The organism is Gordonia sp. LMA484, from assembly GCF_058129505.1.
Map to the genome: position 1 here is coordinate 6447241 of NZ_CM176700.1, position 24353 is coordinate 6471593.

At 64.3% G+C, this 24353-nt stretch carries 22 protein-coding genes and 1 pseudogene; 14 read left to right on the forward strand and 9 right to left on the reverse strand.

Annotation, left to right across the window (positions count from 1 at the left end; genetic code table 11):
* Window positions 1–13: 13 nt before the first annotated feature.
* The 7 genes from AC4AMJ_RS28670 to AC4AMJ_RS28700 are packed head-to-tail and all read left to right on the forward strand — an operon-like array spanning window position 14 to window position 7163.
* Window positions 14–1180 carry an acyl-CoA dehydrogenase family protein gene (locus tag AC4AMJ_RS28670; protein WP_489897696.1) on the forward strand — a complete coding sequence of 389 codons (1167 nt, stop codon included), beginning with the start codon at window positions 14–16 and terminating at the stop codon, window positions 1178–1180.
* Complete coding sequence (locus tag AC4AMJ_RS28675; protein WP_489916388.1) at window positions 1180–1977, forward strand: SDR family NAD(P)-dependent oxidoreductase; 798 nt, start codon at window positions 1180–1182, stop codon at window positions 1975–1977. Before AC4AMJ_RS28670 ends, AC4AMJ_RS28675 begins: the two co-directional genes overlap by 1 nt.
* Window position 1978: 1 nt before the next feature.
* Window positions 1979–3178: a thiolase family protein gene (locus tag AC4AMJ_RS28680; RefSeq protein WP_489916390.1), complete on the forward strand. Its 1200-nt coding sequence runs from the start codon at window positions 1979–1981 to the stop codon at window positions 3176–3178.
* Entirely contained in the window at window positions 3178–4407 is a 1230-nt protein-coding gene (locus AC4AMJ_RS28685) for an acetyl-CoA hydrolase/transferase family protein (RefSeq protein WP_489916393.1), read from the forward strand. Before AC4AMJ_RS28680 ends, AC4AMJ_RS28685 begins: the two co-directional genes overlap by 1 nt.
* 58 nt (window positions 4408–4465) lie before the next feature.
* Complete coding sequence (locus AC4AMJ_RS28690; RefSeq protein ID WP_489897692.1) at window positions 4466–5224, forward strand: SDR family NAD(P)-dependent oxidoreductase; 759 nt, start codon at window positions 4466–4468, stop codon at window positions 5222–5224.
* Between the two features lie 2 nt (window positions 5225–5226).
* The gene (gene menB, locus AC4AMJ_RS28695; protein ID WP_489897691.1) at window positions 5227–6069 is read left to right on the forward strand and encodes a 1,4-dihydroxy-2-naphthoyl-CoA synthase; all 843 of its coding nucleotides are present in this window, start codon (window positions 5227–5229) and stop codon (window positions 6067–6069) included.
* Window positions 6070–6113: 44 nt separating this feature from the next.
* Entirely contained in the window at window positions 6114–7163 is a 1050-nt protein-coding gene (locus tag AC4AMJ_RS28700) for an LLM class flavin-dependent oxidoreductase (RefSeq protein ID WP_489897690.1), read from the forward strand.
* Between the two features lie 306 nt (window positions 7164–7469).
* On the opposite strand, the gene AC4AMJ_RS28705 is transcribed toward AC4AMJ_RS28700, so the two are convergent.
* Window positions 7470–8243: a FadR/GntR family transcriptional regulator gene (locus AC4AMJ_RS28705; protein ID WP_489897689.1), complete on the reverse strand. Its 774-nt coding sequence runs from the start codon at window positions 8241–8243 to the stop codon at window positions 7470–7472.
* A gap of 202 nt (window positions 8244–8445) precedes the next feature.
* Between AC4AMJ_RS28705 and AC4AMJ_RS28710 the strand changes: the two genes are divergently transcribed.
* The 6 genes from AC4AMJ_RS28710 to AC4AMJ_RS28735 are packed head-to-tail and all read left to right on the forward strand — an operon-like array spanning window position 8446 to window position 13491.
* On the forward strand, window positions 8446–9228 hold the full coding sequence (locus tag AC4AMJ_RS28710) for an enoyl-CoA hydratase-related protein (protein WP_489897688.1): 783 nt from the start codon (window positions 8446–8448) through the stop codon (window positions 9226–9228).
* A 46-nt stretch (window positions 9229–9274) separates the two neighbouring features.
* The gene (locus AC4AMJ_RS28715) at window positions 9275–10084 is read left to right on the forward strand and encodes an enoyl-CoA hydratase/isomerase family protein (RefSeq protein ID WP_489897687.1); all 810 of its coding nucleotides are present in this window, start codon (window positions 9275–9277) and stop codon (window positions 10082–10084) included.
* Window positions 10085–10123: 39 nt separating this feature from the next.
* The gene (locus AC4AMJ_RS28720) at window positions 10124–10936 is read left to right on the forward strand and encodes an enoyl-CoA hydratase/isomerase family protein (RefSeq protein WP_489916395.1); all 813 of its coding nucleotides are present in this window, start codon (window positions 10124–10126) and stop codon (window positions 10934–10936) included.
* A 6-nt stretch (window positions 10937–10942) separates the two neighbouring features.
* A complete protein-coding gene (locus AC4AMJ_RS28725; protein WP_489916397.1) occupies window positions 10943–11986 on the forward strand; it encodes a phosphotransferase family protein in 1044 nt (347 codons plus the stop codon).
* Window positions 11987–12018: 32 nt separating this feature from the next.
* A complete protein-coding gene (locus AC4AMJ_RS28730) occupies window positions 12019–13044 on the forward strand; it encodes an Rv3169 family protein (RefSeq protein ID WP_489916399.1) in 1026 nt (341 codons plus the stop codon).
* An 18-nt stretch (window positions 13045–13062) separates the two neighbouring features.
* Window positions 13063–13491: an HIT family protein gene (locus tag AC4AMJ_RS28735; RefSeq protein WP_489897683.1), complete on the forward strand. Its 429-nt coding sequence runs from the start codon at window positions 13063–13065 to the stop codon at window positions 13489–13491.
* A 245-nt stretch (window positions 13492–13736) separates the two neighbouring features.
* Here the strand turns inward: AC4AMJ_RS28735 and AC4AMJ_RS28740 are convergent, their stop codons facing one another.
* The 3 genes from AC4AMJ_RS28740 to AC4AMJ_RS28750 are packed head-to-tail and all read right to left on the reverse strand — an operon-like array spanning window position 13737 to window position 16605.
* Window positions 13737–14636: an SDR family oxidoreductase gene (locus tag AC4AMJ_RS28740; protein WP_489897682.1), complete on the reverse strand. Its 900-nt coding sequence runs from the start codon at window positions 14634–14636 to the stop codon at window positions 13737–13739.
* A 36-nt stretch (window positions 14637–14672) separates the two neighbouring features.
* Window positions 14673–15809, reverse strand: a complete 1137-nt coding sequence (locus tag AC4AMJ_RS28745; RefSeq protein WP_489897681.1) for an acyl-CoA dehydrogenase family protein — start codon at window positions 15807–15809, stop codon at window positions 14673–14675.
* 1 nt (window position 15810) lies between these two features.
* Window positions 15811–16605, reverse strand: a complete 795-nt coding sequence (locus tag AC4AMJ_RS28750; RefSeq protein WP_489916401.1) for an enoyl-CoA hydratase-related protein — start codon at window positions 16603–16605, stop codon at window positions 15811–15813.
* 261 nt (window positions 16606–16866) lie between these two features.
* Between AC4AMJ_RS28750 and AC4AMJ_RS28755 the strand changes: the two genes are divergently transcribed.
* Entirely contained in the window at window positions 16867–18156 is a 1290-nt protein-coding gene (locus AC4AMJ_RS28755) for an MFS transporter (protein WP_489916403.1), read from the forward strand.
* A gap of 246 nt (window positions 18157–18402) precedes the next feature.
* Here the strand turns inward: AC4AMJ_RS28755 and AC4AMJ_RS28760 are convergent, their stop codons facing one another.
* The 5 genes and pseudogenes from AC4AMJ_RS28760 to AC4AMJ_RS28780 all read right to left on the reverse strand — a co-directional run bounded on the left by AC4AMJ_RS28760 (window position 18403) and on the right by AC4AMJ_RS28780 (window position 24092).
* Window positions 18403–20364: a molybdopterin-containing oxidoreductase family protein gene (locus AC4AMJ_RS28760; RefSeq protein WP_489918542.1), complete on the reverse strand. Its 1962-nt coding sequence runs from the start codon at window positions 20362–20364 to the stop codon at window positions 18403–18405.
* A 69-nt stretch (window positions 20365–20433) separates the two neighbouring features.
* Window positions 20434–20583, reverse strand: a pseudogene (locus AC4AMJ_RS28765) (hypothetical protein); the annotation flags it as partial.
* A gap of 87 nt (window positions 20584–20670) precedes the next feature.
* Window positions 20671–21564 (reverse strand): acyl-CoA dehydratase activase, encoded by an 894-nt coding sequence (locus tag AC4AMJ_RS28770; protein ID WP_489916405.1) that lies wholly within the window; start codon window positions 21562–21564, stop codon window positions 20671–20673.
* A gap of 6 nt (window positions 21565–21570) precedes the next feature.
* Entirely contained in the window at window positions 21571–22896 is a 1326-nt protein-coding gene (locus AC4AMJ_RS28775; RefSeq protein WP_489916407.1) for a 2-hydroxyacyl-CoA dehydratase subunit D, read from the reverse strand.
* Between the two features lie 32 nt (window positions 22897–22928).
* Window positions 22929–24092: a 2-hydroxyacyl-CoA dehydratase subunit D gene (locus AC4AMJ_RS28780; RefSeq protein ID WP_489916409.1), complete on the reverse strand. Its 1164-nt coding sequence runs from the start codon at window positions 24090–24092 to the stop codon at window positions 22929–22931.
* Window positions 24093–24353: the final 261 nt, after the last annotated feature.

A 24353-nucleotide genomic window follows, 5' to 3' on the forward strand; every position in this document is an offset into this window, starting at 1 on the left:
AGGGAGAACCGACGTGGATTTCGAACTCACAGAGGACCAGATCACGATTCGTGATGCGGTCGCCGAACTGGCCGCCAAGTTCGACGACCAGTACTGGCAGGAAAAGGACGAGAAGCACGAATTCCCGACGGAGTTCTACAACGCGTTCGCCGAGGGCGGCTGGCTGGGGATCACCACCCCCGAGGAGTACGGCGGCCACGGATACGGCATCACCGAGGCGTCGATCCTGCTCGAGCAGGTCGCGGCCTCCGGTGCAGGCATGAACGGCGCGAGTTCGATGCACCTCTCCATCTTCGGGATGCACCCCGTGATCGTGCACGGCAGCGAGGAACTCAAGCAGCGCACCCTGCCACGCATCGTCAACGGTGACCTGCACGTCTGCTTCGGCGTGACCGAACCCGGCGCGGGCCTGGACACGACCAAGATCACCACCTTCGCCAAGCGTGCGGGCGACAAGTACATCGTCAACGGTCGCAAGGTCTGGATCTCCAAGGCGGTGGAGTCGGAGAAGATCCTGCTGCTGACCCGTACCCAGAAGTTCGACGAGTCGCCGCGGAAGACCGACGGCCTGACGCTGTTCCTGACCGACCTGGACCGCGACCACGTCGACATTCGGCCGATCAAGAAGATGGGTCGCAACGCGGTCACCTCCAACGAACTCTTCATCGACAACCTGGAAATCCCCGTCGAGGACCGCGTCGGCGAGGAGGGCAAGGGGTTCGCCTACATCCTCGACGGTTTGAATCCGGAACGCTGCCTGGTGGCCGCCGAGGCATTGGGCATCGGCCGGGCGGCGATGCGCGCGGGTGTCCGTTACGGCAACGAGCGCGAGGTGTTCGGTCGGCAGATCGGTAAGAACCAGGGAATCCAGTTCCCGCTCGCCGACTCGCTCGCGCGCCTCGACGCGGCCGAGTTGATGCTCCGCAAGGCAACGTGGCTCTACGACAACGGCAAGCCCTGTGGGCGCGAGGCCAACACGGCCAAGTACCTGTGCGCCGACGCAGGTTTCGACGCTGCCGATCGAGCCTTGCAGACCCATGGCGGCATGGGCTACTCCGAGGAGTACAACGTCGCCCGCTACTTCCGGGAAGCGCGCCTGACCCGGATCGCGCCGATCAGCCAGGAGATGATCCTGAACTACCTCGGCTCCCACGTCCTCGGCCTACCAAGGAGCTACTGATGAGTGACCAGCCGACCACCGAATCCGCAAAGCCCCATGGGACCAGTGTCTTCGGGCTGACCGGGCGCACCGCCCTGGTCACCGGTGCCGGCGGTGGCGTCGGCGCGGCGGTCGCCGAGGCGTTCGCGGCTGCGGGCGCAGCGGTGCTCGTCACCGACATCAACAAGGACGCCGCAGCCCAGGTCAGCCAACGGATCACCGCCGCAGGCGGAACCGCCGAGCCGTTCGCACTCGACGTCTGCGACGCGGACAACGCGCGGGACGCGGTGGCAGCCGCGGCCGCGTTGGGAAACGGAACCCTGAACATCCTGGTCAACAACGCCGGGGTCATAGCACCCGCGATGTTCCCCAAGATGGACGAGGCGAAGTTCCGCAAGGTGCTCGACACCCATCTCATGGGCAGCTACCACTGCAGTCACGCGGCACTGGACGTCCTGCCGTCCGACGGGACGGGCCGGATCATCAACGTGACGTCGGCGGCCGGCCTGACCGGCACGATCGGCCAGGCCAATTACGGCGCAGCGAAGGCAGCCATCGTGGGCCTGACCAAATCGCTGGCCCGCGAGTTGGCCCGGCAGTCGGTCACCGTGAACGCGGTCGCCCCGCTGGCGGCGACTGCCATGACCGAGAACATCCGCAGCAACGAGAAGCTGGCAGCCAAGACCCTGGCACGCATCCCCTTGGGGCGCTGGGCGTATCCCGACGAGATTGCGCCCAGCTTCGTGTTCCTGGCCTCCGATGCGGCGGCCTACATCACCGGACAGATCCTTCCCGTCGACGGCGGGACGGTGATCTGACATGGGAGCAACTGTGACGGGCCCGTTCGCCACCTCGGGCCGAGAAGTCGTCATCGCCGAGGCCGTACGAACCCCCATCGGTAAATCACATCCCGAGAAGGGGTGGTTTCGTGACACTCATCCCAACGCCATGCTGGCGGCCTGCTACCAGGATCTCGTGACCCGCACCGGCATCGACCCGGCGGTGGTGGAGGATCTGATCATCGGCTGCACCGCGCCGTTCGGTGAACAGTCGCGCAACATCGGTCGCAACGCCTGGTTGCAGGCCGGCTATCCGGCAGAGGTTCCGGCGACGACGCTGGACCGGCGCTGCGGGTCGGCTCAGACCGCTGTCAACTTTGCCGCAGCACTGGTGGCGTCGGGTGTTCACGACGTCGTCATCGCGGGCGGCGTCGAACACATGGGGCATGTCCCGATGAACTCGCCCGCCAAGATCAGCGAACTCTACGGCGAGCCCTGGCCGGCCGAACTGCGTGAACGCTATGACTTCGTCACCCAGGGGGAGAGTGCCGAACTCATCGCCGAACGGTGGGACATCTCCCGCACCGAGATGGACGAGTTCGCCGTCCGTTCGCACACCTTGGCCGCGGCCGCCATCGACTCCGGACGCTTCGTCGACGAGATGGTCAAGATGGAACTCGACGGCGAGATCCGCACCGGGGATCAGACCGTACGTCCCGGCACCACACTGGAAACACTGAGCAAGCTGAAGACGGTGTTCCGCCCCGAGAACGGCCGGATCACCGCCGGTTCGTCCAGCCCGATCTGCGACAGCGCGGCGGCGGTCGTGCTGTGCACCCGGGAGGCGGCGCAGCGGCACGGCCTGCGAATCCGTGCGCGCATCGCAGATCAGACCACGGTCGGGGTGGACCCGATCATCATGCTGACCGGACCGATCCCGGCGACGCACAAGATCCTCGATCGGAACGCGTTGACCATCAACGACATCGATCTGTTCGAGGTCAACGAGGCATTCTCCTCGGTGGTGCTCGCCTGGCAGCGCGAACTCAAGCCGGACGAGGACCGGGTCAACGTCAATGGCGGAGCAATCGCCCTCGGACACGCGGTCGGCGCCACCGGTGCCCGACTTATCGCCACCATCCTGAGCGAGATGGAGCGTCGTGACAGCCACCTCGGACTGGTGACCATGTGCTGCGGCGGTGGCCTCGGCACGGGAACCCTCATAGAGCGGGTCGACTGATGGTCGACTTCGGCGGGCTGCTCAAACCCGGCATGGGTGTCTGGTGGAGCCAGGCCGCCGCCGAACCACGCCCGCTGGTCGACCAGTTGCTCGCCCAGGCTCCCGACCTCGGTCCGCTGCGACTCTTCACCGGGTTGAGCTGGAATGACCAGTTGGCGCAATCCATGTCGCCGACCGACACCATGGTGTCCTACGGCGGTCTGGGTGCGCTCCGCGATCTCGGGGCCACCGATCGACTCGAGGTCGTGCCGTGCCACTATTCGGCGCTGCCCCGGATGTTCGCCGAGCACCGACTGCCCTGCGACGCGGGACTACTACAGGTGGCGCCGCCCGACGCCGACGGCATGTGTTCGCTCGGCATCGGCGTCGACTACATGGCGGATGCCATCGCGCACACATCGATGCTCTTCGCCGAGATCAACCAGCAGATGCCCATCGTTCCCGGTTCCCCGCGAATCCCGTTGGGGCGCTTCGTGTCCACCATCAACACCGATCGACCCCTCCAGGAGGAAACGACCCGCCCGGCCGGTGACGTCGATCGCGCGATCGCCGCGCACATCGCCGAGCTTGTCGACGACGGCGATACCCTGCAGGTCGGCATCGGCTCGACCGGTGCCGCGGTGTTCGACGCGCTCGCCGGTCACAAGGACCTCGGCGTACACACCGGCATGATCACCGACGGCGTCCTACGCCTCATCGACAAGGGCGTGATCACCGGCTCCCGCAAACAGATCGATCCCGGACTCGCGGTGGCGGGCACCGCATTGGGGTCCGACGCCATGTACAGCCGTATCGCCGATGCGCCGGTGCTGTTCCGTCCGACCAGCTACACCCATGCGCCCCAGGTGTTGTCACAGCTCGCATCGCTGGTCGCGGTCAACTTCGCGATCGAAGTGGACCTGACGGGACAAGTCGGCGCGGAGATGAGCCGGGGCACCTACCTCGGCGCTGTCGGCGGTCAAGTCGACTTCGCTCGCGCGGCAGCACTCACCGGGAAGCGCTCGATCATCGCAGTACGCTCGACGATGCGCGGACGATCGTCGATCAAGTTCGCGCTCGACGAGGGAATCGTCACCACGGCACGCGCCGACGTGGACTGCGTGGTCACGGAATTCGGTATTGCGCACCTGCGGGGTCAGCCGCTGGCCGAACGGCGCCGCAGACTCATCGCGGTCGCGGCCCCGGAGTTCCGGGAGGAACTGGCCACCGCGGTGCGGGCAACGTCGTGAACGTGCACATCATGTCCATCGCATACTCAGAGAATCACCATCGAAAGGAAACGACCTCATGAGCAATCGAGTCGCACTTGTCACCGGCGGGGCCCAGGGAATCGGCGAGGGGATCTCTCGCAAGCTGGGCGAGGCCGGGTTCCGGGTGGCCGTAGCCGACCTCAATCTCGAGGTGGCGCAGCAAACGGCCAAGGAGATCGTGGCAGCCGGCGGGGAGGCGATCGCGGTGCCGATCGACGTCACCGACACCGCTTCGGTGAAGTCTGCGATCGAGCAGGTCTCGAAGGAACTCGGTCCGATCGATGTCGCGGTGAACAATGCGGGCTGGGACGACTTCATGAAGTTTCTCGACACCGACGAGGACTTCTGGAACAAGATTCTCGACATCAACTTCAAGGGCGCGCTGCGCGTGAACCACACCGTCGTGCCGGGCATGATCGAGCGGGGCTTCGGCCGGGTGATCAACATCGGTTCCGATGCGGGACGCGTCGGTTCATCGCTGGAGGCCGTCTACTCCGGCGCCAAGGGCGGCATCATCGCCTTCACCAAGACCCTGGCGCGCGAGGTCGCGACGAAGGGCGTCACCGTGAACACCGTGTGCCCCGGACCCACCGACACTCCGGCGCTGCGTAAGTTCGCGAACAACTCCGGCCAGGACGCCGACAAGGTGCTTGGTGGCATGACCCGCGCGGTCCCCATGAAACGCCTGGCACTGCCGGCCGACATCGCTGCCGCGGTCGCGTTTTTCGCCTCCGACGAGACCGGCTACATCACCGGTCAGACCTTGTCCGTCAGCGGCGGACTCACGATGGCCTGACGGTGACCACGGCAACGGTCGAGTGGTCGACGGTTCGTCGCTACGATGACGTCGACTACTCCCGAACCGATGACGGGATCGCCAAGATCACGATCTGTCGACCTGAGGTGCACAACGCCTTTCGGCCACAGACTCTGATCGAGATCTCCGAGGCGCTCACCCACGCACGAGAAGATCCGAGCATCGGCGTCATCGTCCTGACCGGGGAGGGCGACAAGGCGTTCTGCTCAGGCGGTGACCAACGCGTTCGCGGAGATACGGGCTATCTCACCGAACCAGACCGACCTGACGCGGTCGGGCGCTTCCACGTCACGGACCTGCAGGTGCAGATCCGGCGACTGCCGAAACCGGTTGTCGCGATGGTCGCCGGGTACGCGATCGGGGGTGGTCACGTTCTGCAGATCGTCTGCGACATGACGATCGCCGCCGACAATGCTCGTCTCGGTCAGGTCGGCCCCCGGGTCGGCTCGTTCGACGGGGGCTTCGGTGCAGGGCTGCTCGCCGACATGGTCGGTGTGCGCAAGGCCAAGGAGATCTGGTTCCTCTGCCGCCAGTACAGCGCTGAGCAGGCGCTGGAGATGGGCTTGGTGAACACCGTGGTACCGCTCGCGGATCTCGAGCGCGAAACCGTGCAGTGGTGCCGGGAGATGCTTGAACTCTCACCTATGGCGCTGCGCCTGATGAAGGCCAGTTTTCATGCGGCCGAGGATGGGCTCGCGGGTATTCAGCAACTCGCCCACGACACCAATCTACTGTTCTATGCCAGCGAGGAAGCCAAGGAAGGGCGCGAGGCCTTCAAGGCCAAGCGCACGCCCCAGTTCCACCGCTTCCCGCGTCGCGCGTGAGATTCTCCGCGCTACAAGAGATCTCGATGAAAGGATCACTCACGATGACGACCTTCGGTGTCAATGCCTTCGGTGTGGGAACTGGTCGGCGTCGCTTCGATACGATGACCGAGCTGGCCCGCGAGGCGGAAGCGGTGGGATGCGCCGCGGTCTGGACGAGCGAGCTGTACAGCAGGTCCGCGACGATCCCGATGGCAGCGCTGGCTGCCGGTACCGACACCATCGCGATCGGAACCAACATCGCCTACGGCGTGGGCCGCAGCCCACTCATGTGGGCAGCAGAGGCTCGTGACCTCGACGAGCTCTCGGGCGGCCGAATCATCCTGGGGCTCGGTAACGGCACCCCGAAGATGATGGAGGCCTGGCACGGGGTGAGCGGGGAGGCGCCGGCAGCGCGCATGGCCGAGTTGTTGACCGTCCTCAAGGCGCTGTGGCGCCTGCACGAGGGGCCGGTGGATCACGACGGCCGGTTCTACCACGTACACATCACGCCGACCTCCGATGTGCCGGAGCCGGTTCGGCCGACGATCCCGCTCTGGATAGCGGGCGTCAACAAGCTGATGTTGCGCACCGCAGGCGAGCATGCCGACGGACTCGTCGGGCACCCGATGTTCACCGCGGAGTATGTGCGCGGGCCCGTTGCCGACGAGATCGCGATCGGCGCCGAGCGCGCGGGGCGCGACCCGGATGAGGTCACGGTCATGGGCATCCGCATGTGCGCGATCAACGACGACGTCGAACTCGCGCGTCGGCAGGCCGCCTTCGCCATCGGCCAGTACGCGGCCTCACGGGTGTACGACCGGCTGTTCGAATTGCATGGCTGGAGTGCGGAGCAGCAGGTGATCCGGCAGGCAGCCCGGGACCGCGACACCGAGGCACTCGTGCGCGCGGTGAGCGACGAGATGATCGACACGATCGCCATCGCCTGCCGCCCAGCCGATTTCGCGGATGCACTGGCCCGGATTCCGGAGGGCTTCGACCACCTCGATCTGATTGCCCCGCCCTGGGGACTCACCGATGAGGAGACACGGCAGATCAACTCCCACATCCTGTCCGGTCTGCGGCGACACCTGTCGGTAGCGGCACCGGCCTGAGTTTGGCAGTGACTCCGGCCGCCTCGCCCGCTCCCGCAGAGCGAGTTCGCGTGCGAAATCATTCCGATCCCGGACGGGGGAGCTTGTGCCGGTCCCTGAGGAGCCTCCGGGCTTGCGGGAGAGGTCATGCGGTCCCTGAGGGGCCTCCGAGCTTGCGAGGATGCGTCACGAAGGGCGGCCCTTCGTGACGGCCCTCCGCTGGCGTCTTGATCCTCAGGGGAGCGGGTCCGTAAATCAGGGGCGGGGGTTACTACAGGCGCAGAGCTCGGTTGCGAACCACGGATCCTCGCGTGTCGAAACCGCTGCTCACGCCTCGCCCAGATCGATCTTCGTGCGCTCCTCGACCTGCACGACCGCCTCGGCATAACCGTGGACGTGCTTGGTCATGCGGCGCATGGCGGCAGCGGAATCGCCCGCCTTGATCGCATCGGTGATCGTCTTGTGCGCCTTGTACGTGGTCTTACGCACCTCGTCGTCGACGAAGGCCTTGTTCTCGGTCGAGGTGTAGATCGCGTGCGACAGCGCGCTCATGAATCCGGTGAGCAGCTCGTTGTGGCTTGCGGTGGCCACCGCGAGGTGCCAGTCGACGTTGCCCTGCAGGAATGCTTCGAGGGGCAGATCAGGATCGCCGATCGCGGTGTTCGCGGCGTCGAGGGCAGCCATATCGTCGTCGGTCCGATACTTGGCGGCCAGGCTGGCACACGCCGGTTCGATCGCCTCACGGGTCTCCAGCAGAGCGGTGAGTCGTAGTTGCTGCCCCCGGATGAGCAGGCTCACCGACGTTGCGAGCGCATCACCTCCTGGTTGCTGGACGAATGCACCACCCGAGCGACCCGTCTTGATGGTGACGAGTCCTTGGACCTCGAGGATGCGCAGCGCCTCGCGGACGGTGGTCCGGCTCATCCGGGTCTGCGTGACGAGCTCACGCTCCGGTGGCAAGGCCGTCCCCGAGGGGAATTCGTTGCGGAGGATGCGTTCGCGGAGGTCATTGGCGAGAACGTCTGACGCTTTGGGTACCTGCATCGGCTGCAGCTGTACCGGGTGTCGCGCGACCGCGCTCGACGAGGGCGACTCGGGCATTGCCACCTGCTTTCTGTGCATTTGGTCGTACCTAATTTAACAGCAACGCGCCTGCCGTCGCGACCCCGTACGCAGGGAGTGTTGCTCAAACGTATTTTGGTCATACCAAAATAATGGTTGACTTGAACGGCTGGAATGGATAGCTTCCAAGGAGAAGATTCTGGCCGCCCAACGGTGGTCAACAGGCGAAACGTGAGGACGCATGGCAGACCAAGCGCAAGATGTCGTCACCTGGAAGACGGTCAAACCCGGCATCACCGCCGTGACGTTGGAGCGTCCTCCGGCCAATGCTCTTGGAATCCCGTTGCTGGATGGCCTTCATCTGGCGATGGACGCCGCCGAGAAAGCTGGTGACGTCAAGGTCATGGTGATCACGTCGGCCCGGGCGGGGTTCTTCGCTGCTGGCGCCGACATCAAACATCTGTCGTCGATCGACGCCGAGAGCTTCACGGCTTACGGGGACAAGATGCGTGCGGTCAACGATCGCCTGGCCGCTTCGCCGTGGATCTCGATCGCAGCGATCGACGGCATCGCGCTCGGCGGGGGACTCGAACTTGCATTGGCCTGTTCCTTGCGGGTCGCCGGCCGTAACGCGAAGCTCGGACTACCTGAAGTCAAACTCGGACTGATCCCCGGCGCAGGTGGAACCCAACGCCTGCCGCGTCTCGTCGGTCGCGGCCGCGCGCTCGACATCATGCTGACCGCGCGGCAGGTCGCCGCCGAGGAGGCCTACCGGATCGGATTGGTGGAGCGGTTGACCGACGGTGACGCGGTCAAGGCCGCACTGGCCTTCGCCGACGAACTCCTCGGCCCGTCGCTGTCGGCCCAACTCGCCGTGGTGCGCACCGTCGACGCCGCGTTCGATCTTCCCCTCGATGAGGGTGCGCGGGTCGAGGTCGAGCAGATCCAAGCCTTGTTCGAGGACGGTGAAGCCGCCGAGGGCATCAGCGCCTTCGTCGGTAAACGCGCACCACAGTTCCGCTGACCAGCGCAGCAGAGTACCTCACAATCCGCCACGAAGGAGTTCGGTGATGAAAACCCTGGACCAGAGATTCGAGACCCTGCTCGCCGAAGAGGTCAAGCCGGGCATCGTCGTCGTGACGCTCAATCGGCCCGACCGCTTCAACGCGATGACCAACACGATGTTCATCGAACTCGAACAGCTCGCGTGGGGGCTCGAGACCGAAGACGACTGCCGCGTCGTGATCCTCACGGGTGCAGGCAAGGCTTTCTGCTCCGGCTATGACCTCGCCGATGCCGACGAACTACCGAACCTGGGTGCTCTCGGCATGCTCGATCAGCAGGAGCGGGCGGCACGCGCGCTGTCCGCCATTCGTTCGCTGCGTGTTCCGGTGATCGCGGCGGTCAACGGTGCCGCGGCCGGAGGTGGGTTCTCGCTCGCGCTCGCCGCCGACATCCGTTTGGCCGGTACCGCAGCCAAGTTCAACGCGGCGTTCGTGCGCATCGGGCTGTCGGCCGGCGATCTCGGTACGTCGTGGTTGCTCACCCGCCTGATCGGGCCGGCCAAGACGAGCGAGATCTGCTTTACCGGCCGCATCGTCGAGGCGGCGGAAGCCGAGGAGCTCGGACTGGTCAACTCGATCAGCCCCGACGACGTTCTCGCCGACTCGCTCGCCCTTGCCGAGCAGATTGTGGCCAATTCGCCAGGTGGAGTGCAGCTCTCGAAACGCGCGTTGCAGGCCAACTTGGAGGTCGGGTCCTACGCCGCCGCGCTCGAGCTGGAGAACCGAGGGCAGGCGCTGCTCACCCGAAGCCCCGACATGGCCGAAGCCCTGTCCGCCTTCAAGGAGAAGCGGGCGCCGGTCTTTCAGGGCCGGTAGCACGCCACCAGACATCACCACGGTTAGGTACATCGAGACATGACCATCGCATTCCCCGACCTCGAAACGCTCACGTTCGAGGAAGCCGAACCGGGCATCGGCATTCTGCGCATCAATCGCCCCGAGCGGATGAACTCGCAGACCGTGACCATGTTCCACGAACATCTTGCCGCCGGGCGCGCGCTCCGGGACAGCGGATTGCGCGCACTCATCCTCACCGGAACAGGCGAGCGCGCCTTCTGCGCGGGGTTCGACCTCGACGAGATCCATGTGATCACGGAGATGGGTGTCCGCGAGTTCCTGAAGTTCCAGGAGACCGCCACCGGAGGAATCCAGTCGATTCGCCACCTACCCTTCCCGGTCATCGCAGCCATCCGCGGTCCGGCGACCGGCGGTGGGATGGCGCTCGCGCTGGCCGCCGACATTCGTCTCGCCGCACCGACGCTCAAGATGAGCGCGGCGTTCGTCAAGGTCGGTCTCTCGATCGGCGAGCTGGGGACCTCGTACAACCTCGCGCGACTCGTCGGGCCCGCCCGAGCCGCCGAGATCGGTTTCACCGCACGTATCGTCGAGGCCGATGAGGCCCTCCGCATCGGCCTGGTCAATCAAGTGGTGCCGTCCGAACAACTCCTCGTCGAGGCGTTGGCGATGGCACGCCTGATCGCGCAGAACTCGCCCGGTGGTGTCCGAATGTCCAAGCGCGCGATCCAACGCAACACCGAGATCGGTTCGTACGAGGCGGCTCTGGAACTCGAGAATCGAGGGCAGGCGTTGCTGACGCGCACCGATGACATGCCCGAAGCGCTGGCTGCGTTCAAGGACAAGCGCCGGCCCCAGTTCACCGGTCGGTGATCGGCGATGGCATGGGACTGGGACGCGGAGACAAGGGGCGCCCTGCGGGAGTTCCTCGAGAGCCGCGGGATTCTGTCGGGACCGATCACCACGAAACCGATCGGTGACGGTCACTCGAACCTGACTTTCCTGGTGAGCGACGGTGACAACAATGTCGTGGTCCGGCGGCCACCCCCGCCACCGATACCCCCGGGCGCGAACGACATGCTGCGCGAGGCGAAACTGCTGACGGCGCTGTATCCGACAGCCGTTTCGGTTCCGCAGGTTCTCGCGGTGGCGCGCGACGGTGAGGTGCTCGACGTCCCCTTCTATGTCATGAGCTTTGCACCGGGTCCCGTGGTCACCGATCGCACACCGCCGCCGTTGGACGCGCCGGGGCAGCGTCAGCTGATCGGGCACAGCATGATCGACACCCTGGCCGACCTCCATGCCGTGGACTGGCAGGGCGTGGGACTGGACCGGATGGGCCGTCCGGAGGGTTTCAACGCCCGACACCTGCAGCGGATGCGCCGACTGGTGGCCGACGACAACGGCGAGCCGCCGCCCGACTTCGCCGACGTCGATGCCTGGCTGGAGGCCAATGTCCCGCCGGAGTCCGGTGCGACACTGATCCACTGCGATTTCCGTATCGGGAACCTGGTTTTGGCCCCCGACGCACCTGGTCGCGTCGCGGCGGTGCTGGACTGGGAGTTGGCCACCGTCGGTGACCCGCTGCTCGACGTCGGGTACCTGCTGGCGACCGTCCCCGACCCCGGGGAGCCGATGAACCCCACGGCGGAGCTGAGTGCGGCCCTGCTGGAGGACGGCTACCCGACAAAAAGCGAACTCGCACAGCGATATCACGAACGCACTGGCCGCAACCTCGGCAATCTTGCGTGGTACACGACGCTCTCGCTGTGGAAACTGGCGGTGCTGTACGAATACAGTCGGCGTCGCGTTGTGGACGGGATCGGCGACGACTACTACTCGGATCCCGCTCTTGTGCCGAGCTTCCTGCGGGACGCACGGCGCGCGGCGGGCTTGGCGGTTGCCGGCACCGCCCGCTTCTGACCCGCAGCCGACGACACCAAGGAGTACTCGAGATGACAACTCGTAGTGGCGCTACGACCTTCCACGATCCGCTGATCACCGCCGACGTCACCGACCTACCCGCCGGCTTCTTCGACCGACTGATGTTCAACATGCATCCGAGCATCGGTCGGGCGCCCTCGGTCATCATGGGATTCGGCATGTACCCGCCCAAGGACACCGTCGACGGGTTCGTGGTGCTGTCGCAGCCCGGTGAACAACGAAACCTGCGCTTCTCCAGCCTGCTGAGCGCCACCGACCGCACCGGCGCAGGCCCGTTCCGGTTCGAGATGCTCGAGCCGAACGAGCTGTGGCGACTCCAGCTCGGCGCCAACGAGATCGGAGTCGAGTTCGACATCACCTGGCGCGCTCGCACACCGGCGTGGTTCGGTGAGGTCGCGGTGACCAACGAGTCCGCACAACGGACCTCGTTCGATCACCTCTTCCAGTCCGGCCGGTACACGGGCGAACTCATCATCGACGGAGCGTCGACGTCGGTCGATGGCTGGTACGGCCAACGCGACCGATCGCGGGGAGTGCGCACCATGTCCGGCGGGCAGGGCCTGCACATCTGGTATCAGGCCCAGTTCCCCGATTTCTCGATCGGCTTCCTGCTCGTGGAGACCCGCACCCATGAACGGCTCCTCTTGGAGGGCGCGGTGATGCATGAGGACGGCCGGCTCGATCCGATCACCGACGTGCGGCACGCGTTGGTGTTCACCGATGGCCTCGACCTGGCCGAAGGGGAGGTCGAGGTGTCGACCGCGTCGGGTGAGCGATATCGGGTACACGCCGACGCCTCGGCCGGAGGCGGCTTCATGGCAGGCGCCGGTTACGGCGGCCACCACGGGGTTTCGCACGGTGTGGACCATGTCGAATCCGATCGGTACCGTTTGGACGGCTCTGTCTCGCCCCGCTCGCTCGACTCCGCGCTGACAGACCGTCTCTGCGCATTCGACCTCGACGGCGTGAGTGGCTCTGGAGTCTTTGAGTTCGCGTTGACCCGCAGTCGCAGGTACGAGTACCGGCCCTCGCTCTGATCGGAGGAAACGCCCCGCATGGATGAGTGTGTGTTCTGCGGCATCGTGGCGGGAACGATTCCCAGCTTCACGGTGGCAGAGGATGATTCGACGTACGCCTTCATGGACGTCAGCCCGGCGTCCGAAGGGCACCTGCTCGTAGTCCCCAAACGCCACAGTCGGGATCTGCTGGAGATCGCTCCCGACGACCTGAGCGCCGTGACCCTGGCGGCACAGCGAGTTGCGCGGACTGTGATGACCGCGCTCGACGCGGACGGGGTGAACTTGCTGAACTGCTGCGGAGCCACCGCGTGGCAGACAGTTTTTCATTTCCACCTTCATCTGATCCCACGGTACGGCGACAAGAGCAAGGATCGGTTGGCTTTGCCGTGGAAGCCGGGGATCCCAGGGGACAGCGACGCGATCGCCGCAACAGCGCAACGGCTTTCCGCAATACTCGACAGCTAGTGGTGTGTCTCAGAGATAGGCGACGGGTCTCCGGCGTTCGATCGACGCCTGGCCGCGTTGTCGTCGGTCGAGATAGCGCCGCTTTCACTCCCTCCTCCGCCTTGCCAGACGCCGATCGCTCCACCGGATACCGGCCACCTATTTCCGAGACACACCACCGTGCGTGTCCAGGCTCCGGCCCATGCACGCATAGATGAGGGGCGCATCCACTGGATGCGCCCCTCATCTATGCGTGCGAGGTGGATTCACACGCTTCGCTGCGCCTTGCTCGATTCCGAGGCGGCCTTGCTGGTCTCCCTGATCTGCTGCCAATCGGCGTCGGTGAGGCCATTGAGTCCGGCAAAGGTCCCCGGCCCGGCCAGCATCTGCCCGCCGTCCATTGCGATGGTCTGCCCCGTCAGGTAGTCACACGCATCGGAGAGCAGGAACATCGTCAGATTGGCGAGTTCCTCCATGGTGCCGGTCCGACCGGCCGGGATCTGGTCGGCCTGGGTCGCGCCGACCGAACTCTTGTCGGTCGGGTTGAGCATCTCCCACGCGTAGTCGGTCGGGATCGGCCCGGGAGCAAGGGCATTGAGCCGGATGTTGTGCTTGGCCCATTCGACGGCCAGCGACATCGTCATCGAGTGCACCGCCGCCTTGGCCATCGCGGACGGCACGACGAACGCCGATCCGGTCCAGACCCAGGTGGTCAGCGTGGACAGCACGCTGCCGGGAAGGCCGTCGGCGATCCATCGCTTTCCGGCGGCGTGCGTGGTGTGGAAGGAGCCGTTCATCACCGTGCTCGTGATCGCCTGGAACGCGCGTGGACTCAAGTCCTTGGTCTGTGCGATGAAGTTCGCCGCAGCGTTGTTGACGACGCTGGTCAATGGCCCGAACTCCGACCAGATCCGGCCCATGGTCTCGTCGACGTTGTCGTAGTCACGAACGTCGACGGTGTGATACTGAACCGAGCCGGGCCGGGATGCGGACGCTTCCTCGGCGGCCTCGGCGAGCACGGCTTCACGGCGCCCCCACAGATGCACTTCGGCGCCGTGCTCGACCAGGTGACGCGCGACACCGCGACCCAGCCCCGTACCACCGCCGGTGATCAGTACTCGCTTGTTGGCCAATAGTTTCGGTGAGAAGGTCGTGTCGTCGGTCATCATAAACCTCGTTGTCTCATGGCGTGTGGCAGGAACTCACAAGCCGATGTTCTTGGCGATGATCTCGCGCTGAATCTCGTTGGTGCCGCCGTAGATCGGTGGTGCCAGGGCACGACGGACCTGGCCTTCCATGCCGTACTCGCGTGCGTAGCCGTAGCCGCCCATCATCTGCATCGCCTCGAGAGTGGTGTTCTTCGCGATCTCGGTGCACCGCATCTTGGCCATCGCACTCTCGCGGGCGAGGTCGTCCTCGAGGCCGGCGTCGATCTTGGTGGCGACGTCGTAGACGAACACACGGGCGAGCTCGATGTCGGTGGCGAGGTCTGCCAACCGATGTCGAAGGGCCTGATAGGACGCCAACGGTTGACCGAACTGCTCGCGCTCCTTGGTGTAGGCGACGACATCGTCCAGTGCTCGTCGGGCGCCTCCGATGCTCATCGCAGCGATGATGAGTCGCTCGATGCTCAATCCGCGCATCAGTTGCTTCCACGCGTTGCACGGCTGTCCGACGACGGCGGAGACCGGTACCTCGACGTCGGTGAAGAACACGTCGTTACACGTGCGGGCCTCCATCGTCTCGATGCCACGGATGGACAGACCCGGGGACGACGTCGGCACCATGAGCAGCGTCATCCCCTGATGCTTGGACCCCGAGGAATCCTCACGGGCAAGAACCAGGATGTGCTCGGCGACATGGGCTGCGGAGATCCACGTCTTCTGGCCGTTGATCAGATACCGGTCACCGTCGCGGCGTGCACTCACCCGGAGACCGGCGAGGTCGGAACCGGCGCCCGGCTCACTGAGGGCGATCGCCTCCAGGCGCCCGGCGGTCAGGTTGGTGACCACCGTCTTCTTCTGCTCGTCGGTGCCCCAGCGCAGATAGGTCTGAGCGGCCGTCAAGCCCGTCGAGTATCCGGTGATCGGTGCGAGACCGCGCGTCGATTCCTCCAGGAAGATGCACTCGTCGACGAACCCGGCACCGCCCCCACCGTATTCCTCGGGAAGTGACACCCCGAGCCAGCCGTGGCGCGCGAGGTCGCTGAGTACCTGGGGGCTGTTCGACAGTGTTCCGCCCTCGGTCAGGGCATCGCGCTGGGCAACCGTGGCCAGTTCGCGGCGGCAGTACTGCGCAACCGCCGCCGCGAACTCGCGCTGTTCGGGTGAGAACTGCAACTCACTTACCCCGGTACGGCGTGAAGTCGGGCTTGCGCTTCTCGTTGAACGCGGTGATCCCCTCGCGCGATTCGGGCGTCTCGCCGAAGATCTCCAGTGTGGAGTAAGCCATCTGACCGATGCTCACGAAGTGTTCGGTGTCGGTGTTCAGAGACTGCTTGAGCACCTTGAGTGCGGTGGGGGAGAAGTCGAGCATCTGGTCGGCCCACGCGCGGACCTCCGCCTTCAGATCGGCGGCGGGGACGACCTTGTTGACCAGACCCCAATCGAGAGCTTCATCCGCCGAGAGTCGGCGAAGCATGAACCAGATCTCGCGCGCCCGCTTCTCGCCGACGACACGGGCCAGGTATCCGGAACCCAGACCGGCGTCGAACGAGCCGACCCGCGGGCCGTTCTGTCCGAACTGTGCGGTGTCGGCGGCGATGGTCAGATCACACAGCACGTGGAGCACATGCCCGCCGCCGATCGCCAGCCCGTTCACCGCCGCGATCACCGGCTTCGGGTTGTCACGGATGACGCGGTGCAGGGATTCGACCTCGAACAGGCCACTCTGCGATGGGCCGTAATCCCCGGTCTCCATGCGCTGCTTCTGGTCGCCGCCGGCACAGAACGCCTTGTCGCCCGCGCCGGTCAAGCACACGACGCCGACCTCCGAGCTGGCCCATGCCCGCTTGAACGCGAGGATCAGTTCGTCGACGGTCTGCGCACGGAAGGCGTTGTAACGGTCCGGCCGGTTGATGGTGATCCAGGCCAGCCCATTGTCGACCTCGTACGTGATGTCGGTGAATTCGGCCATCAGACTTCGGTGTCCTTTCCTGTTGTGGGCTACTTGCCCACCTCGTCGTTGTGGTCATTAGGACTGACCATTTGCACAACAGTAGCGCCGCGATCACCCGATCGGCAATACCCGCGTGTGGGGGAAGTGTCTGAAATGACGATTTTAGGTCCGATATTTACTTTTGGACTGTCCATATGGTCTGATTTTGTGACGCCGGACACTGTGGTGAGTGGGGGAGGTTCGGCGCATGTCCCAAGTACCGCGACAAAAGGAACCCGAATGATCTCCACAGCACCTACTGCGCAAGGTCGCCAACTGAACAGATGGTGGTATGCGGCAACAGGATTCCTGACCCTTCTGTTCGGCACCACGGCGGTCAACGTACTGTTCAACGTTGTCGGCAAGCCGATGTCGGAAGAATTCGGCTGGGATCGGAGTGTCATCTCCAACGGGCTGTCAATCGAGACGATCCTCGTCGGCGTCTCCATCGTGGTCCTCGGGATGCTGGTCGATCGGTTCGGCCCGAGCCGCCCCTCGGTACCGATGGTGTTCGCCTTCGGTGGGGGTCTGATGCTGATGGCTGCGGTCCCGAACAGTCAGATGGCCTTCTACGCCCTGTGCGTGCTGATCGGTGCCGGGGCCGGCGCTCTGAACCCGATCGCGCATGCGACCGTGGTGACCGCATGGTTCAGTGACCGAAGGGGTTTGGCCCTCGGCATTCTGATGGCCGGTCTGGGTGCCTGTGGCGTCGTGATGCCCTACCTCGCCAACTGGATTCTCGGACTGGCCGGGTGGCGCGCCGCATTCCTCGTGATCGGTGCCCTGTGCACGGTAGTCCCGGCCTCCGTGTACGCGTTCATCACACGCATGCCGGCCCGGGACGAAGCGGAACGCCGTGAGGCCCGCGCCCAGGGCCGTGTCGCGGGAGAGTCGCTCTGGTCCATCGCGAAGGGCTACCGGCAGTTCTGGCTGCTCGCAGCCGCGATCTTCCTGGTCTCGTCGGCGACTTTCGGTCTGATGTCGCAGATCGTGCCGATGACAACCGACAAGGGCATCGGGCGGGGGACGGCCGTGGTCATCCTGTCGGTGCTCAGTCTCTCGTCGGTCGGTGCGCGACTCGTGGTGGGTTATCTCCTCGACCGGGTCTTTGCGCCGATCGTCGGCGCGGTGATCTTCGCGCTGTGCGGACTGGGGGTATCCCTGTTGATCCTGCCGACCAGCACGGTCCTGCTGTTCGCCGGAGCGATCCTCGTCGGCTTCGCCCTGGGCGCCGAAGGTGATGTGGCCGCATACATGACGAGTCGATACTTCCCGAAGCACTCGTATGCCCGGGTCCTCGGCTGTGTGTACTTCCTCTACGCAATGGGTTCGGCGTTCGGCATCTTTCTGCTGGGTCAGGTCTACGGCGCCACCGGGTCCTACGTCGCGGGTGCGTTGCCCATCGTCGTCATGGTCATCGGTGGAATCGCCTGTCTGCTGGGAATGGGCTCGTATCGATACTCGCTCGATCACCAAGAACTCAGTAGGTCGGATGCTGTTCCCGCCCAGGCGCGTGTGGCGGCGTCGTGACCCAGTGCGCGGGCGAGCCGGCGATCCGGTCCACAAGTTTGGCTATGCCCTTCGGGCGGCGCAGGGCCATTCCTTGACGATCCACCGGCGTTCGCGCAGCGAGCGATAGGAGCCTGCCGAACCCACAGGCTCCGATCCAGCGACGGTCGTATCCGACAGGGGCCGCGACGCTGTACACAGATCGCCGCGCGTGTGTGAACCCGGCGTCGCATATGGATCCTGGGCGTGTCCCAGGCTTCGTGCGCCTCATGGTTGATGCCGATACGGCTCGGACGTGATCCTTTCGATGGATACGGGGATGTTCGTCATCCGCGGTTGCCCGGTGTACCTGTCGAAGACGTCAGATACCGAAACGAGCCGGCTCGGACTGCTCCCGACTGCCCACACGTCGTTGTCTCGGTCCGCTGGGCCGTAGCCGAAGGCGATCGAGACCACCCCCGGTCTGAGTTGGGCGTCCGCATGGACCACAGCTGTAATTGCCGATCGATCGGAGGTGATCCGCACTAGGTCACGCTCCGAGATGTCAAGGGCTGCCAAGTCGTGAGGATTCATGTACGCGGGGTTGTAGGGGTTTCCCCGATTGGTCCGCTCGATGTTGCAGGAAGAGTTGTAGACGTGCAGATGCCGGCGGCACAACAGCCGGAAGGGTCGGTTGGAGCGGTCGTTTGTCGTGGAGACGTCGAGGTGCTCGGAAAGCTGGTCAATCATCAGCGGATTACCGATGTCGAGGCGATCGGTCACCTCAGGATTCCCCTCGTCCACCCGCTGTAACCGGTCGGACCGGGTCAATCCACCGGGATGTGACTTCACCTCTGCGAGGGGAATGTATGCGTCTTGGGAGAGGATTTCGATGAGTTGGTCGGTGGTGGGCTGACCGCTGATCGTGTAGCGCGGACCTTGCGGCCCTGTCCCGAACGGTGACACCTCGACGGGATATCCCATGCGTCGCATCAGGCCGAGGAAGAACTGCCATTCCTCGATGAGATCGGACCCTGGGGGTCGTTCCGCGACTGCGGGCGTGTATTGACCGTAGGCCTGCCCGATCCCGTAGCCGGTGCCTCGGGCTGCAAGGTAGTCGAGAAAGACCGTCGTGGACGGCACCTCCAACGGCATCGTAGGTGCGATCACGTAATCGGCAAACCGAGCCGAAGCCGAATACCACGGATCGATCTGAACAAACAGGTCCAGCGACTCGAGCGCCTCGATTGTGCGTTGTTGGTCTGGAAATGCCACGGCGGGGTTGCCGCCCCAACTGATCAGCGCGCGGACCTGGCCCTCACCTGGCGTGAGGATTTCGTCTGTCAACGCGGCTGTTGGCATACCGGCCTTCGTTCGTCGCAGGCCGCGTACCCGTATCCTTCCGGGTAGCGCCCACTCGCCCTCAGATGAACTAGCCTGCGCCACATAAGATGTAGGAGGGAGAAAGGTCGGCGTCGCGGCCACCGTCTCACCGGCTCGCAGCCAGCGACCACACAGCGTCTCGAGGACCAACACCAGGTACTCGGCCAGAGTTCCGTCCCCCGCCATGTTCGGTCCGGTCCCGGCCATCGTGTATCCCCGCGATGCTCCTGCATAGCAGCGAGCAGCAGCGACGAGGTCCGTGGCGGCTATTCCGGCACGTCGGGCCACCTGATCGGGATCGAATGCGCCGACGGCAGCACGAAGCTCTGGAAGACCTCGGACGTGGCGATGTACGAAATCGCGGTCGAAGAGCTCATCGTCGATCACGGTGCGAATCATGGCGGCGAGAATCGGGACATCATGTCCGGGGGCCACGTGCAGATGGTGGTCGGCAAGCCGAGCAACCTCGGTGCGCCGTGGATCGATGACGATCAATCTACAGCCGGCCGCAAGCGTATCGAGAAGCCATCGTTTGGGTGGGCCCGCCGGAAGACCGGTGCACGTCACCACTGGATTGATGCCTATCAACATGATCGCCTCAGGGGATGCGAAGCCCTGAGAAGGAGCGCCCCAGGAGCCGAGCAGCGATGCGGCGACTTGCTTCCCGCCCTTGTCGATGGTGTTCGGGTCGAACCGCATATCGGAACCGATCGCATCAAACAGTGCGTCATGCACCGGGGCTGCGGTCGGTGCGGTGGTGATGTGGGCCATCGTGCCGGCGTAGCTGGCGATCGCCCTGGGGCCATGCCGATCACGGATGTCCGCCAACCGTTCGGCTATCTGGTCCATGGCCGTCTCGACCGGCATCGGGCGGTGACCGTCGGAACTTCGAGCCAAAGTGTGCACAAGACGGTCTGGGTGTCGGAGGTAGTCGGGTTGCGACCTTCCCTTGACGCATGTGTACCCGCGGTAGAGTTCGTTACTGCTATTGCCGTGCACAGCAGTCGCAATACCATTCTCGGTCTTCACGAGTATCGAACACTGGTTGATGCAGATCCGGCAGAACGAATGCCGTACTCGTTCCACGGCGTCCTCCTTGTCCTCTGTGCGCAGACGTGCGATATCAATGGCATCCGGCCGCTATGGCGGGTCGCGAGCGTGTGGACCGCGAATCTATGAAGCTCGAACCGAAGGCATCGGCAGCGGGATCGACCCAGCGCAGTCCCCACACGAGTGGGACGAGTCGGTGCCTGCTCCGACCTCGACGTCCTCGACCGAGTTTCTCGTTCCGTACGTTTCGAGTGCCAGCAGGGCGGCACCGTAGGCACCGGTGATCTGCGGATCCGGCGGCACTGTGACGGGAGCATCGAGCGCTGAACTCAGGTAGTGCACTGCTGCGGCGTTCTTGGCGACTCCGCCGGTCATGACAATCGGCGAGCGCTTGCCCACTTGGGCGACGAGACCAAGCGTCCGGGCCGAGACTGCGCGGTGAACCGAAGCTGCGATATCTGTTCGTTCGCAGCCGCTCGCGAGCAGCGACACGATCTCGGTTTCGGCGAACGTGGCGCACATACTGCTGACCTCGAGATTCCTGTCGCCGGACATGGCGAGGGCAGCGAGTTCATCGACCTCGCACTCGATCGCGCGCGCCAGCACTTCGAAGAAGCGCCCTGTTCCGCTGGCGCATCGGTCGTTCATCGCGAAGTCCTCGACAAGCCCATCCGGATCGACGGCGATGACCTTGCTGTCCTGTCCGCCGACGTCGACGATGAGCGCCACGCCTGGGGACAGCGCTGCGACGCCTCTCGCGTGACACGTGATCTCGGTGAAGGTGCGCCTCGTGTCCGGGACGAGTCTGCGTCCATACCCGGTGCTGATGGTCGCCGTGATTTGTGCGTGGGTAAGTCCCGCCTGTTTCAACGCATGATCGATGGCCCGCCGCAAACCGGCTTTGCTGACGGCTCCCATCTGTATTGCACTGGAGGCGCACAGCCTCCCGTCGCGGCCGAGGATGACAGCCTTCGCCGAGGTCGATCCGAGATCGACGCCCATGAAGTAGTCCGCCATGGTCGGTCAGACCCTGTTTCGGCGGACATCGATGCCTTCGAGCATCGCCGCGAGCCGGCTTTCGAGGATCTCGTCCTTGTAGAAGGATGCATCGGCCACGTCTCCTTCGAAGAACATCGACGGGATGCCGAGTTCCTTCTGCGCCGATTTCGCGAGCAGGTGCTGGGGGTTGGTGAACGCGCGGCAGGTGCGGGATGCATGAAAGACGATGCCGTCGATCCCGTAGTCCACACAGTCCCGGTTGGTCAGGTGCTTGAGCGTCTTGACGCCGTGATTGGTGGGGCAGAGCAGGTAGTGCTGGGCCATGCCGAGGATCGGATCGTCGGTGTCGATGAGATGCGGTTCCTGCCAAAATGCGTTGTGGGTATACCGGCCACAGACCACGGCGACGTCGGCATCGGCAAATTTGCGTGAGAGCCAGCCGAGTTTGTTCCAGTTCATGATCCCGTCGAAGTAGAGGCGATAGCGTTCGTTGCGCACACCGGCGATGCCGTTGTCGACACGACGCTGGACCTCGGCTTTGACGTCGGTGAAGTACTGGACCAACTCAGGGCCGGCCGGCATGAAGTTGATGTGCGCGATGCTGGCGATCCAGTCCCAATATGTCGCCGGCGTTGGGGCTGCCCGGCACAGAGCCATGGCCTCACGCCGGAGTTCGGATGCCCGCTTGATGTAGGACATGTTTTGGCGCAACGCATCCCAGTCGAATCTTCGACCGGTCATGGTCTCCAGGAATTCGACCAGCTTGTAGAGTTGATCGGCGACGTAGCGCGATGCCTGGTCCCATTCCTCACCGCTCAGGTAGCCGGCATCGGGTTTGTTGCCGGGAAGGAACGGCAGGGAGACGTTGAAGATCGGGACCTGCTTGCCGAAAACGCGGTAGGAGATCTCATCCCATTGCTGGCCGGTGCTGCACCCGGCGTAGGCGTTGACGAAGAAGTCGGGGGCCGGCAGACGTGACGCCAGTTCTTGTTGATCGACGAGTCCGACGATACCGGTCTCGTCCTCGGACCTCGCCTGCTTGGTCAGGACTGCGCAGCCGAGGTGCGTGCGCGCGTAGGAACACAGTTCGCCGATGTACCCGTACTCCTCACCGGCGAGCTGCGCGGGTTTCTCGAGTTGTTGGGCCGCCAGCCGCGCCGAAAAGGCCTCTCCATGACACCATTCGAGGCCAGCTGCTTGAAAGAACGGGTTGACCGCAGAACCGTTGTACCAGACCACCTGCTTGCCGCGCTCCTTCGCGGTGAAGAGGTTGTCCCAGTAGTCGCCCACCATGTTGGTGGCGGTGGGAATCACGATCTTGTTCGAGTTGGCGAGCGTGGGAACTGACACAGTTGTCCTCCGTGTGGTGATCGGGTTGGGCGTTATACGGTGGTGAGCTGCGTGCGCCGGATCCGCTCGACCAGCGCCTCGACCCGGGTCCGGATGGACTCCATCGGTAGACCTTCGTGCTCGGTTTCGATGAGTAGAAGCGGAATAGATCTGGCTTCCAATGCTTTTCGAAGTTCCGGGTAGAACAGCATGTGTGGCTCGCAGAATTTCGCCATCAACACGATGACACCCTGTGCGCCGCTGGCGATCACCGAATCGACCAGAAATCGGTCCCAGTCGACATCGTGCTGGACGCGGGTCGGGCAGGGAACGGCACTGTTGCGACGCAGATATACCGATGCCAGCGCGCCCATCGGATCGTCGGTGTTGCCGACGTCGGTCGAGACATATCGAGTTCCGTGGAACAGGTCGTCATCGACCACTAGGGCGCCGCTGTCCTCGATGACCTCGAGCAACTCTGGCTTGGGTGCGTGGCAGAAGTGACCGGACAGGTGGACGCGAACCCTCTCGTCGCGGGGAACGGGACCGTGAGCCGAGATCACCTCGCGGAGCAACTCCGTGTGCTCCTGCTTGTCCATGATCATGCCGGACTTGACGAGCACCTGTATCTGATCCGGCGCGAGCGCGGCGTCACCGTGCCGCCGCTTGTCGAAGATGGACCGCATCAATCGTCGATTCTCGTCGAACACGTTGATACTTCTGGCTATATCGGTATCGGAAATATCTCTGTTGGTGAAGTTTTCGAGCTCTCGACGGAAGTCGTTCATCTTCTCCAGCACTTGCGGAAACGTCCACTCGTCGCCCATGGACGACATCAACTGGCCGAAGTAGACAGGCCTGTCGGATTCGTCTTCACGCACGACGTCAACCGCGCCCAGTAGTTGAATACAGTGGTCGGCCTGAAAGAAGCCGTCATAGACGTCGAGCCGGCCCAACGCTGCTTGATCGGCCAGGTTGCGTGTGTAGCCGCAGTTGAACTCGCCCAACAGGTTTCGTCCAGCGGTGATGGGTTCACGATCTTCCTGGATGATCACGGGCAGCGCACCCGCGGCGTGGGCCAGTTCGGCGGGGAAGTTCATCGGGAACACCCCGATCGCCTTCCGTCCAGTTCGGTATTTCCATTGTGCAACATAGTCATTGGGATTATCAACGGCAGCACTCATCGTGGTCATTGCCTTTGTGAACATCGACGGCATGGGTTCTCGCCCGTCCTTCTCTCGTGTAGCGATGCGTCGGGTGTGGGTGCCCTGGGCTGTGATTCACCTGACGGTTTGATCATGCTCCGACTTTATACGAAAAGCAACTCAAAATATAAAAAAGTGTACAACGTTGCAGCTAGGCGCTATGCTGGCACTACGCCGAGCCTGGCCGATTCGGGCACTATGCGAGTTGCTGACGGCTCGACCAGGGCGAGACACGGCGCATCGTACGCGGGTGCCGCGCGCGATCAGTGACAC